Here is a 10,102-nt window from a genome sequence, read left to right on the forward strand (position 1 = left end):
TGACACACCAACGGAGCCGACCATGCCCTTGGCTATCACCACCATCCGCATCGACCACGCAACATTGCCCGAGCAGTTTGACCGCAGCCGCCCCGAGACCGTCGCTGCTGCGCTTGAGGCCGACCTGCGTGATCACGGCATCAAAGCAGAAGCTTCCGACGTGATCTCGCATTTGAAGATCGAACTTCCGACCTCGCAGCTTGCAGCCGCTTGTACCCTGCTGGCTGACCAGCATCTGATCTAGCGGAGGACGATTATGAGCACACGCGCGCAGATCGCCATCCAGATCGGGCCCGAGGAATGGGCGCAGATCTATGTACACTTCGACGGCTACCCCGCACATATGCTGCCCGCGCTGGCGCACTGGACACTGGAGGAGATCCTCGCCGCCCGCGAAATCCGGCAAGTCACCGCAGACACCCTCGATTGTTTCGATCCGCCGCGCGCGCCACGGATCCTGCCCCGCCCGACTTGCGAACTTTGCCATCTCTACATCTGGCAGGATGGCGAATGGGTAGATGCCACGAACCACATCGCATGATTAAAAGCAATCTTATTGCTCTGATTTTGCTACGATAATTGGCGCGTCAGAGCGATGGTCATCGCACGGAAACGACGCAACTCACCGAAGGACGCCCCCGCCATGACCAACCCCGCCGCCACCCTGATCGCCGACTTCCGCGCTGCCGCGGACGAAATCGAAGCCCGCCTCGCGCCAAGCGCCTGCGCCACGATCGCCTCGCACAACTGGATCGTCATCGATGACTTCGGCCCTCTGACCTTCACGCTGACGCCCGAGGGCAAGAAGCACCGCGCCACCTGCACGGGCCATGGCAGCGCACACAAGGTCAACCGCTTTACCCGCCAAGACGCAGAGCGTCTCGCCGCCGCCTGCAACGCCCGCGCCGTTTTCTGGGCGGACGCCGCGCGCGAGGAAGCCGCCACGCTCCGCAGCCACATCGCAGCGCTGGAAGCTAGCTGCGCTGCCTGACCCCATACCGGGCGGGGCCAAGCGCCCCGCCAGCCCGCAGTACGAGGATCCCGACCATGACCACGCACGCCTTACTGCCCAGCCGCAACGAGGATTACGGCTTCTTCCGCGCCCTGACCGTCTGCCCTGAGCGCGACCGCCGCAGTGCGGAAGTCTGGACCCTCGCCTCGCGCATGATCGCTGAAGCCATCCGCGCCGAGAGCGAGGACGAGATGATCGGCATCCGCGACTTTCTGGATAGCCGGATAGGGCGGCATTTCGCGGACGATGTGGTCGGCAACATGACCGGCTGTAAGATCGAACTCGAGCCTGCCATCGCCTCTGCGATCCGCCGCTGGCAGGGCTGGCGCATCGACCGCGCCACAGAACGCTCCGAGGGTATCCCCGCAGGGCTGCCATACCTGACCGGCTGGGTGCAGCATTTCGCAGTTGCGGCCGCGATGGCCGAGAGCAACTGATCTTCCACCACGCAGTTCGGACGGCCCGCGTAGGCGGGCTTTCCCCGGTAAAAGCCCCGCATGTCGCGCGGGCCCAAACCGGGAAAAATTCATGACCAAGATCCAGCTCTCCGAAGCTCAAGCCGTCATCCTGTCCACCGCCTGCGCGCGGGAGGACGGGTCCATCTTCCCCGTCACCGCAAACCTCAAGGGGGGCGCAGTCGGTAATGTTTGCAAGAGCCTCCTGAAGCTTGGGCTGATCGAGGAAATCCCCGCCACCGATCTCAACACCGTTTACAGGCATGACGAGGAGCGCGGGCCAGTGACCCTGCGCGCCACCCCGCTGGCCTACAGTGCCCTCGGGATCACAGACACGCCTGTTGGCAAACCAGCCGCCGAGCCTGCGCCGAAGGCCATCCATCAGCGCAGCGCCACCAAGCAGGAGGCGCTGATCGAGATGCTGCGCGCCGAGGACGGTGCGACCATCGAGGAAATCGGTGCCGCTCTCTTGTGGCGGTCGCACACGGTGAGGGGTGCCATTGCCGGAACGCTGAAGAAAAAGCTCGGCCTCGAGGTGATCTCGGAGAAGGTTGAGAACCGAGGGCGCGTGTACAAACTTCCCGCTGCCTGACCCCAAGCCATAAGCCCAATACCGCCGACCCGCACGGGGCGGCGGTTGATCAATTATCGCTCCGCACCCGGATCGCCTCGAAGACCCGCCGAAGGGCGAAGGAACGGGCGATCGACACGATGGTGAAGATGACGCCAATCTTCAGGTTCTGGGCCAGCGTCGTATGCAGCCCGAACATCGGGAATATCAGGATCTGCGTCGAAACCGCGACGCCGTAGCCGACGATCACATTGGCGATGGCCTCGACCAGCGACATGAGGCGGGACTGGGTCATGCGGCAATGCGCTCCGACTTCAGCACATCGAAACGTTTGTCATGGCCCTCAAGCATCGCCTCCTTGCCCGTGAATTTCTGCCAGCGCTGGACGGCCACATCGACATAGGCCGGGTTCAATTCAATCCCGTAGCAAACGCGGCCCGTCGTCTCTGCTGCGATCAGCGTGGTCCCCGAGCCCATGAAGGGATCGTAGACCGCCTGCCCCGGGCTGGAGTTGTTCAGGATCGGACGGCGCATGCATTCCACCGGCTTCTGCGTGCCATGGACGGTCTTTTCATCCTGGTCCTTGTTCGCGATGTGCCAGAGCGTGGTCTGTTTGCGATCGCCCGCCCAATGGCCCTTACCGGATTTGCGGACCGCATACCAGCAGGGCTCGTGTTGCCAGTGATAATCGCCACGGCTCAGCACCAGACGGTCCTTGGCCCAAATGATCTGCGACCGGATGTTGAAGCCGCAAGCCTCAAGGCTTTCGGCGACAGTCGCTGCGTGCAAGGCACCGTGCCAGACATATGCGACGTCACCCGGAAACAGGGCCCAGGCTTCGCGCCAGTCGGCACGGTCATCGTTCAGCACCTTGCCAGTGCGTTTGGTTTTTGCGGCACCCGCTTCATTGCGCCAGCTGGGATCGTATTCCACACCGTATGGAGGATCGCTTATGAGCAATAGCGGCTTCACGCCATTCAGGACTCGCTCAACATCCGTTGCCACCGTGCTGTCGCCGCAGAGCAGTCGGTGGTTACCGAGAACCCAGAGATCGCCCGGGCGGCTGATCGGATCCTCTGGGGTTTCCGGAACATCGTCCTCCCCCTCCTGCGGACCGGTGCCGTCCTCAAGGCTCGACATCAGCGCGTTCAGCTCGTCCTCGGTGAAGCCTGTCAACCCAAGGTCGAAATCCGCCTCCAGCAGATCCGCCAGTTCGAGGTTCAGCAGGTCCTTGTCCCACTCCGCATTCTCGCTGGAGCGGTTGTCCATGATCCGAAAGGCGCGCGCCTGGGACGCCGTCAGCCCCTTGGCGACATGCACCGGCGCGGTCTTGAACCCGAGCTTGCGCGCCGCTTCCAGCCGCGTGTGCCCGGCGAGAACCACCATCGCCTCGTCCACGACGATGGGCTGGCGCCACCCGAATTCCTGGATCGACGCCGCGACCGTTGCAATCGCCTGCTCGTTGCGCCGCGGGTTGCGCGCATAGGGAATGATCTGCTCAAGCGGCAGCTCGACAACGTCCATGGTGATGTCCTTGGGGATGCTGGATGCGCGAACCAGGGGTCCACGAAACGAAACGGGTCTGGGGCTCAAAGCGAAATGGGGTCGGATCCCCATTTCGTTTCAGGCGTGGGTTGTCAGGCCGTCAGACCCTTGTTTTATTGGGGTTCGCGTCAAAGCGAAACGAAACGGGTGTTTTCAGGGGTGTCACTGGGAAACCCTCGTGCCTCGCCCCCCCGAATACGGTTTCAGCCAGGAGGGACCCGTAAAATCAAAGGCTTAGGCATTACAGCACGCTGGGCAGAGACAGTTTTTTTGGAAAACCGGTTACCGGTTGCACCCGAAAAACCGTTCTCTCACACCATTCGGAGACGGTTGCCATCGGGGCAAGCGGCGCGCATTTGCCCCTCGCAAAATCAGCCGATCGAACCGTTCCTCAGCCCCGCTGGACTCTGACTGGATTCCAGACTGACCCCTGGAAGCCACCGAGGCATCCACCCCAGCGAGAACGGGGAGAGAGGTCTGCCGACGCACTCTCCCCATCGTACCGTTCGGATAGCACTTCGATGTTGCATCTGTCGAAAGAAAAAGTGTTGCAACACTTTGACGTCACTCGGAGTTCATCCGCTGCTGCAGCAACCGGCTTGCCCGGAACCGTGCCACGGCCTTTGGGCCTGTGTGGACATACTCACCCGTCCTGGGGTGCCGCCCAAGCCGACCCGCAATCTGCGTGACGTGGAAATTCCCCAAGCGCCGGAGTTCCACGCGTCCGCCCTGTTCAAGGTGTCGGATGATGGCCCCGCAAATGGCATCAACGGCTTTTTCGGCCTGGGCCTGCGTTAGCTTTGGGTTCTCGGCCGCAAGCTTCGCAATCAACTCTCTTCGCACCATGACGCATACCTTTAACACACATTTCTGCCCCCGGCGGGCACTGTCAACCAGCGTTCAACCGTGCAGCGATCTTGGTCAGCGCGAGCTTGTGCTGCCGCCATGCGGTGCTGCGATCGACGCCCAATTCGTAGGTGATCTGCTTCCAGGGCCGGCGTGCTGCACGCCACCAGACCAGGCGGCGTTCGTCCTCGCCGATCCAGAGTACCCAGTCGAAGGTCTGCTCCAGCCGCGTGATGGCACTGGTAGATGGCCAGACCCGCATGGGCTCGGGTTCCATCGCAGCGATTTCGCGGGGCGTGCGCATGACCGCCGGCCAGGCGTTGAAATAGCCCTGCACCTTTACGGGTGGCAGCTTGCGCAGGGTGCGGAATGCTTCCTCAAAATGATCCGCCACGTCGTCTGTGGTCCAGATGCGGTCAGCCATGGCGCGCCTCCCTGCCCTTTTCCCGCGGCCCGTAAAGCTTGGCGCCCAGCTGCTCGACCAATTCCCGCTCGGGCCAGGTCAGCCGCTGGTCCTCCACGCTGACCGCCAGAACGCCCTGCTCGTGCCAGCCGTCCCGTTTGACCTGCTCAGGGTCGCGGCGCTTGCCGCCATAGCCCTTGGGGGTGAAGCGCATGCCCATCAGGCCAGCCCTCCTTTCGTCTCGATCGCCCAAAGCAGCAGCGCGATGGCATCGGCCTCGTTGTCGTCGGCGGGCGAAAACCCGCGGGCACGGGCTGCATCGCTCATCGCCTGCTTGTTGGCGTTGCCGTGACCCGTGGCATGACGCTTGATGGTGCCCACTGGCACGCCCGCGTAGGGCACGCCGCGCAGCTCCGCCCACGCGGTCAGCGTGGCCATCAGACCGCCATAAACGTGGCTCGCGTCCACGCCCCTATGGGCTCTAACCTCTTCGTAGAAGATCGCCTCGATTGGCCCGGAGAGTCGGTCGATCTCGGTCAACCAGTCGGTGAACCGCAGGTACCGCATGCCACCGCCGTCAAAGCGGCCGGGTTTGAAGCTGACGGTACCGCTGGTGATCAGCCCGTCGAAGGCACGGATGGCCCAGCCGGTGGTGGTGCCGAGGTCCAGGGCAAGGATTGTCCGGCCGCGCTCGGGCGGTGGCATTTTCGGCCTTGCGCCGGCGGATGGGGCAGTCAAAGTCGGGTCAGCCATGGATGGTCTCCTTTTCTGGTTGGCTGCTTGGGCTGGAAGGCGATGGCGGTTGATGCTTGGCGGTACCGGCCGCCGTCGTCGGATCGGAATCTGTATGGGCCTTGATCGTCGTGCGCGCCTGGCCACCCATTGATGCGAGCACCTGTCTGAAGCCGGCCGGTGACGCGCGTACCGGTCAGATCGTTTGGCAGCACCGACGCGCTACATGCGGCTCTCTCGCCGAACCGCCTGGCTGCATCCTCACGGCTCGCTCGCCGCTTGACGTTTCACCCGTTGTTTCGTTCATCCTGTTCCGATCCTCTCTTTCGCATCCAGCGTCTTTCGGGCTGGGTTCTGAGGGTTCCGCTGGGCACACTTCGCCCGTCGTCGGGACGAAGTGTGCTGATGCTTTCGGTCTTGGGACCTCGGGACACGCAGACACACACCATCGGAGCGGCTGCGCTGTAAGGCGCGGGCGGGGTCAGGCTGTCGCCCTTCACCGTGGCTTCGCTCCCATTCGGGACCTGGCGGCACCGCGTCACGCTCTCCGATGGCCATGCGTGGGCGGCTGCGGGTGGTCGTGCCCCCGCGTCCAGTGTGGGTAAGGCGTCTGGCGTCGTTTGGCTCGTTCGCGTCCGTCCGTCACCGTCCGGGGGCTACTGTGGGGAGCCTATGTCGCAATCTTTCGGCGCTGCACCGGGGCCTTACCATCCCCATGCCGCTCAGGCCGCTGCGATGCGCTTGAAGCCTGAATGTGCCCGCACGACGCGGCGAGCGATGCTTGAATTACGGCGGCCTGATGTCGCGCAGATGCAGTGCCACGGCCCGAAGCCCGTCGCGCATGTGCCAGTCGTTGAAATCACCAGGTTCAGGCGGCTGCGTCCAAACCCGACCTGTCCGGGCGGCGTAGAAAGCGCCCGTGCCCTGCCCATGCAGTTGCTCCAGCGGTCTGTCATGGTCAGCTGCGATGATACTGTCCTCGAGACGCAGCGCGACCTTGGCGACATTCGCAGCGGAAAAGGCGCAAAGAACCGTGGCGGAACGCCCCAAGAGCCACAGCGCAGCCCTGACAGAGAGCGCGGTCGCAATCCCCTCGCAGACCCAGGTCTCGCGCCCCGCGGCAATCCGATGGGCGGCTCCGGCCATGGGGGCGGCTTTCATGTTCACCTTGGCGCCCTCAGCGTCGATCAGCTGAACTGTCACGACCCGTTTCGTGATGCGGCCCGGGATGATCAGAAAGGGTCCGGCCATCTGCCCAAGCCGGTAGCGCATGCCGTCAAAGAATCTGTCGGCGGGCACGAATGCTCCCGGAGTGTCCAGCACCAAGCCGCGTTCCTCGGCGAACCCTTTTCTGGCGAGGTAAGGATGCGGCTCGGGCTGCGCGGCCGCAATCATGCGTCTGGCAGCCTCGATCGCGACCGCTTGCCGTTCCCGTTCAAGCGCATCTGCCTTTGGGTCACGACGCGGGGCGCGAACCTCTTGCGCGTCGACCCGCCCGTCTGCTGTGAACCGCTGCTGCGCCTGCGTTGTCCAATTACAGGCAATACCGCCAGAGCGATCGTTAAAGATCAGCACGCGACCTGCGCCGTTCGACGCTGTTTTGCCCTCGACCGGAGATGCGATCCAACGCCCCGGCACCGTATGCCGCGGCGGGCGGATGCCCACAGCGCTGCAGGCATCGCGCATCGCAGCCTCCAGGCTCATGACGCCCTCCGCGGGGTCTTGCGAAACCGCCGGGTTTCGCGCTCCGCCAAAGCAAAGGCCGCCGGATCAGGCAGGATTGGCGCCGGCGCGTCAAACCAGCCAAAGGGCAATTTTGCGCCCGGATAGATGCCCCGCCAGATCCCGTAGGCCCAACGCCGCGCATGTTGCTCGCCCTTGCGCGTGTGTACCATCGTGTAGGCCAATGCGCCCTCCCAGACCTTGCGCGGGTCGCAAAGGATATCCGCGCGCAGCCCGCCGCGCGGCGCGATGTGATCGGCTCGGTTGAACTCCAGCAATTCGCCCTCAAGCGCATGGATGCGCGACCGCGGCGGCCGCTCCCATCCACAAACCATGCAGGTCGTGCCACGCAGCGCGCCTGCACATTCCGGGCAGACCACCTGCGCGCGAACCCGCTCATCGCGCTTTCGGGGCGTACTGTCGCGTGTGGTTGCGGTGTCGAGTTGACCAACGCCATTCTCCCAGATCTCGAACATGTCCAGCGCGAAGCGTTCGATATTGCCGCTATGGCAAAGCCACAGTTTTTTCGGCAGATCGGGGTGCGGCCGCATCACGCGACCGATCTCCTGCATGTGGCTCGACAGGCTCTTGCGATAAGGCTTGCAGGAAATGCCAACCGCCACATCGGGCACATCAAAGCCCTTGGTCAGCACCCCGCAGGAGACCAGCCCGTGGATCAGGCTGTCGGGTCTGCGGAATTCGGCGATCTTTTCGGCCCGTTCAGTATCCGAGCGATCGAGGTAGCTGATCTGCTGGAAATTATATTCTGCCGCGGCGAAGGCTGCGCAGAGCTCGCGGCCATGTTCCACGGTGGGCGAAAACACGATGGTCTTGGCAGGCCCTCCGAAATGCGCCCCGACCTTTGCCTCCCATTCCGAAACGACATCACCGACAATCTGGATGCCTGCTGCCGTGGCGGAGGCGTCAGAAAATTCCCCGTAGCTGTTGAGGCCCAACTCTGCATCATCGGGCGCCCGGGCGGTGTAGATGAGCGGCTCGACCAGATGCCCGCCCTCGATCAGCGCGCGCGTTGGGATCACGTTGACCACGCCATCCCAGTGATGACCCATGCCCTTGGTGAATGGGGTTGCGGTCAGGCCGATCTTTACCGCCGCGGCGTTCATCGCCATGTAATCCAAGGTCGACTTGTATTGGCAATGCGCCTCATCAACGATGATCAGATCGGGGTCGCGCGGCAAAATGCGGCGTGCCAGGGTCTGGGCGCTGCACAGCTGTACATTTTCCCGAGGTGACCAGCGAGGATGGCTGCCCTGCACCACGCCATGCGGGATGCCGTAGGCCTCGAACACCGCCGATGTCTGGTCCACCAGGGCCACTCGATCGACGATGAAGAGCGTATAGCTGCCTTTCTGGGCCGCTTCATGCAGAATATGCGCCGCCGTCAGGGTCTTCCCGGCCCCGGTACCAGCCACCAGAAGCTGACGTTTCTTGCCTGCACGAATGCCCGCGCGCAGGGCCATAATCGCGGCGGCCTGATAATCACGCAGCTGGATCGCCTTCGGGGGGTGGAAACTCAGCATACCATCACCTCCTCGTAGGCCGCGCGCTCTGCCGTTGCGCGGTCTTGACCGCCGCAGTATTCACGGATCGCCGCGCGCTCCTCGAAGGCATCCGCCTCAGGCCAGACTTCCAGAAGCAGCGCTGTTTGAATGCGCGGCTGGCGCAACCAGGCGATCGCAGCCTCCGGCAGCCGACCGCGCCGCACCCTGATCCGCCATTGATCGCGGATAACATCGCCGCCATGGGCGCGTATGCGGTCGAGGATCGGCGTCATCAGAGCGGGATCTCCTGCATCTCAAGGGAGCGCTGCAGTTTGGCAAGTTCGGCCTCGAGACTTTGGATTCGGCGCCCCAGTCGCGCATTCTTGGCCATTTCCTCGCCAAGACGGCCCTTCGCGGTATCACGCTGACGCAACGCCAAGCCCAGGGACCGACCCAGATCACTGTCAGACGTAGCCTGATGGAACTTTGCCTGCCACGCATCGCGTTCCGCCTCAGCTTGCCTGCGGCGGACCTGTTCCTCTGCCAGCGCGTCACGCAGACCCAGCACTTCATCTTCCAGCCCCTCCCGGGTCAGCCCGGTCAACTTCTTGCGGGCCTCGGCACAAGGGCCGGATGCCCTTGCCGCGTCGATCACCGATGCCTGTTCGGCCGCCTCGGCGCGGGCCACCACCGCGTGCAGCGCTTCCGCGTCGGGAGTGGTTTTTAGATCGCGTCGCGCCCCGATCTCCGCTGTACGTTCCGCCTCCGCTGAGATGCGGGCAGGCTCGACGGCTGCAACTGGGGCTTTCCGTTCCGCCTCTTGCCGCGTCTGACGCTCTTGCTCGAACAGCGCAGCTTCCCGCTCGGCTTCGATCTCTTTCCATTTGGCGTGAATGCCACGGATCGTCCGCGGGTTGCCGCGCTGGCGGGCCTGCTCGAATTGGTCGGCATTGGCGGCCGCCCACATGGCCGCAGCACGCTCGGGGTCATGAATATCGCGCAAGGATCCATCCGCACCGACAACTTGTCGGAGCGCATTTGCCTGAACCCATTCGCCGAACTCCCGATCCCCGGGAAAGAGCGCCCGCCCCTCGTTCAGCGCATGGCCATAAGCAAGCCAGCCCCCAATGGTGAATTCCTCGCCCTTCTCGACGTTTTCCAGCCCGCGCCGCGCATCTGCCACGAGCCTATCCAGGCGATAGGAGCGTTCATTATGTCCAAGTTGGTTCATTGCACGATCCCGTTCACGATACGTTCCCCATCCTTCTGTGCGATACCCGCGTTCGTCGTCTGCATCAGGCTCGTCCGACCGCA

General features: G+C 63.6%; 15 protein-coding genes. 5 read left to right on the forward strand and 10 right to left on the reverse strand.

All coding sequences use genetic code 11. The annotated features are described in order from the left end of the window. Positions 1 to 22 precede the first annotated feature (22 nt). The 5 genes from MXB90_RS10850 to MXB90_RS10870 all read left to right on the forward strand — a co-directional run bounded on the left by MXB90_RS10850 (position 23) and on the right by MXB90_RS10870 (position 2,059). A complete protein-coding gene (locus MXB90_RS10850) occupies positions 23 to 244 on the forward strand; it encodes a hypothetical protein (RefSeq protein WP_250044561.1) in 222 nt (73 codons plus the stop codon). 12 nt (positions 245 to 256) lie between these two features. Further along, complete coding sequence (locus MXB90_RS10855) at positions 257 to 541, forward strand: hypothetical protein (RefSeq protein WP_250044563.1); 285 nt, start codon at positions 257 to 259, stop codon at positions 539 to 541. Between the two features lie 102 nt (positions 542 to 643). Next, positions 644 to 991 carry a hypothetical protein gene (locus MXB90_RS10860; protein WP_250044566.1) on the forward strand — a complete coding sequence of 116 codons (348 nt, stop codon included), beginning with the start codon at positions 644 to 646 and terminating at the stop codon, positions 989 to 991. A gap of 56 nt (positions 992 to 1,047) precedes the next feature. Beyond that, positions 1,048 to 1,449 carry a hypothetical protein gene (locus MXB90_RS10865; protein ID WP_250044568.1) on the forward strand — a complete coding sequence of 134 codons (402 nt, stop codon included), beginning with the start codon at positions 1,048 to 1,050 and terminating at the stop codon, positions 1,447 to 1,449. A 91-nt stretch (positions 1,450 to 1,540) separates the two neighbouring features. Further along, positions 1,541 to 2,059: a DUF3489 domain-containing protein gene (locus MXB90_RS10870; protein ID WP_250044570.1), complete on the forward strand. Its 519-nt coding sequence runs from the start codon at positions 1,541 to 1,543 to the stop codon at positions 2,057 to 2,059. 49 nt (positions 2,060 to 2,108) lie between these two features. Here MXB90_RS10870 and MXB90_RS10875 read toward each other — a convergent pair whose 3' ends face one another. From MXB90_RS10875 to MXB90_RS10920, 10 genes are all read right to left on the reverse strand, one after another. Next, positions 2,109 to 2,333, reverse strand: coding sequence for a DUF7220 family protein (locus tag MXB90_RS10875; RefSeq protein ID WP_250044572.1), 225 nt, complete (start codon positions 2,331 to 2,333; stop codon positions 2,109 to 2,111). Then, positions 2,330 to 3,562 carry a DNA modification methylase gene (locus MXB90_RS10880; RefSeq protein WP_250044574.1) on the reverse strand — a complete coding sequence of 411 codons (1,233 nt, stop codon included), beginning with the start codon at positions 3,560 to 3,562 and terminating at the stop codon, positions 2,330 to 2,332. The genes MXB90_RS10875 and MXB90_RS10880 overlap by 4 nt, the downstream gene beginning before the upstream one ends. Before the next feature lie 585 nt (positions 3,563 to 4,147). Continuing rightward, positions 4,148 to 4,429 (reverse strand): HU family DNA-binding protein, encoded by a 282-nt coding sequence (locus MXB90_RS17855; RefSeq protein ID WP_410302471.1) that lies wholly within the window; start codon positions 4,427 to 4,429, stop codon positions 4,148 to 4,150. 43 nt (positions 4,430 to 4,472) lie between these two features. Further along, positions 4,473 to 4,853: a DUF6362 family protein gene (locus MXB90_RS10890; protein ID WP_250044579.1), complete on the reverse strand. Its 381-nt coding sequence runs from the start codon at positions 4,851 to 4,853 to the stop codon at positions 4,473 to 4,475. After that, complete coding sequence (locus MXB90_RS10895) at positions 4,846 to 5,052, reverse strand: hypothetical protein (RefSeq protein WP_410302472.1); 207 nt, start codon at positions 5,050 to 5,052, stop codon at positions 4,846 to 4,848. The genes MXB90_RS10890 and MXB90_RS10895 overlap by 8 nt, the downstream gene beginning before the upstream one ends. After that, complete coding sequence (locus tag MXB90_RS10900) at positions 5,052 to 5,585, reverse strand: crossover junction endodeoxyribonuclease RuvC (protein WP_250044581.1); 534 nt, start codon at positions 5,583 to 5,585, stop codon at positions 5,052 to 5,054. The genes MXB90_RS10895 and MXB90_RS10900 overlap by 1 nt, the downstream gene beginning before the upstream one ends. A 765-nt stretch (positions 5,586 to 6,350) precedes the next feature. Further along, positions 6,351 to 7,268, reverse strand: coding sequence for a toprim domain-containing protein (locus MXB90_RS10905; protein WP_250044583.1), 918 nt, complete (start codon positions 7,266 to 7,268; stop codon positions 6,351 to 6,353). Beyond that, positions 7,265 to 8,827: a DEAD/DEAH box helicase gene (locus MXB90_RS10910; RefSeq protein WP_250044585.1), complete on the reverse strand. Its 1,563-nt coding sequence runs from the start codon at positions 8,825 to 8,827 to the stop codon at positions 7,265 to 7,267. Before MXB90_RS10910 ends, MXB90_RS10905 begins: the two co-directional genes overlap by 4 nt. Next, on the reverse strand, positions 8,821 to 9,081 hold the full coding sequence (locus MXB90_RS10915) for a hypothetical protein (protein ID WP_250044587.1): 261 nt from the start codon (positions 9,079 to 9,081) through the stop codon (positions 8,821 to 8,823). Before MXB90_RS10915 ends, MXB90_RS10910 begins: the two co-directional genes overlap by 7 nt. Further along, positions 9,081 to 10,019 carry a hypothetical protein gene (locus MXB90_RS10920; RefSeq protein ID WP_250044589.1) on the reverse strand — a complete coding sequence of 313 codons (939 nt, stop codon included), beginning with the start codon at positions 10,017 to 10,019 and terminating at the stop codon, positions 9,081 to 9,083. The genes MXB90_RS10915 and MXB90_RS10920 overlap by 1 nt, the downstream gene beginning before the upstream one ends. Between the last annotated feature and the right edge of the window lie 83 nt (positions 10,020 to 10,102).

Source organism: Phaeovulum molybdatiresistens, from assembly GCF_023544865.1.
GTDB lineage: Bacteria > Pseudomonadota > Alphaproteobacteria > Rhodobacterales > Rhodobacteraceae > Pontitalea.

What these genes read in the sequence shown, in the direction of transcription:
- MXB90_RS10875 (WP_250044572.1), bottom strand. Translation starts at nt 2,333, where the DNA reads ATGACCCAGTCCCGCCTCATGTCGCTGGTCGAGGCCATCGCCAATGTG.
- MXB90_RS10870 (WP_250044570.1), top strand. Translation starts at nt 1,541, where the DNA reads ATGACCAAGATCCAGCTCTCCGAAGCTCAAGCCGTCATCCTGTCCACC.
- MXB90_RS10855 (WP_250044563.1), top strand. Translation starts at nt 257, where the DNA reads ATGAGCACACGCGCGCAGATCGCCATCCAGATCGGGCCCGAGGAATGG.
- MXB90_RS10910 (WP_250044585.1), bottom strand. Translation starts at nt 8,827, where the DNA reads ATGCTGAGTTTCCACCCCCCGAAGGCGATCCAGCTGCGTGATTATCAG.
- MXB90_RS10900 (WP_250044581.1), bottom strand. Translation starts at nt 5,585, where the DNA reads ATGGCTGACCCGACTTTGACTGCCCCATCCGCCGGCGCAAGGCCGAAA.
- MXB90_RS10920 (WP_250044589.1), bottom strand. Translation starts at nt 10,019, where the DNA reads ATGAACCAACTTGGACATAATGAACGCTCCTATCGCCTGGATAGGCTC.
- MXB90_RS10860 (WP_250044566.1), top strand. Translation starts at nt 644, where the DNA reads ATGACCAACCCCGCCGCCACCCTGATCGCCGACTTCCGCGCTGCCGCG.
- MXB90_RS10865 (WP_250044568.1), top strand. Translation starts at nt 1,048, where the DNA reads ATGACCACGCACGCCTTACTGCCCAGCCGCAACGAGGATTACGGCTTC.
- MXB90_RS17855 (WP_410302471.1), bottom strand. Translation starts at nt 4,429, where the DNA reads ATGGTGCGAAGAGAGTTGATTGCGAAGCTTGCGGCCGAGAACCCAAAG.
- MXB90_RS10850 (WP_250044561.1), top strand. Translation starts at nt 23, where the DNA reads ATGCCCTTGGCTATCACCACCATCCGCATCGACCACGCAACATTGCCC.
- MXB90_RS10905 (WP_250044583.1), bottom strand. Translation starts at nt 7,268, where the DNA reads ATGAGCCTGGAGGCTGCGATGCGCGATGCCTGCAGCGCTGTGGGCATC.
- MXB90_RS10895 (WP_410302472.1), bottom strand. Translation starts at nt 5,052, where the DNA reads ATGGGCATGCGCTTCACCCCCAAGGGCTATGGCGGCAAGCGCCGCGAC.
- MXB90_RS10890 (WP_250044579.1), bottom strand. Translation starts at nt 4,853, where the DNA reads ATGGCTGACCGCATCTGGACCACAGACGACGTGGCGGATCATTTTGAG.
- MXB90_RS10915 (WP_250044587.1), bottom strand. Translation starts at nt 9,081, where the DNA reads ATGACGCCGATCCTCGACCGCATACGCGCCCATGGCGGCGATGTTATC.
- MXB90_RS10880 (WP_250044574.1), bottom strand. Translation starts at nt 3,562, where the DNA reads ATGGACGTTGTCGAGCTGCCGCTTGAGCAGATCATTCCCTATGCGCGC.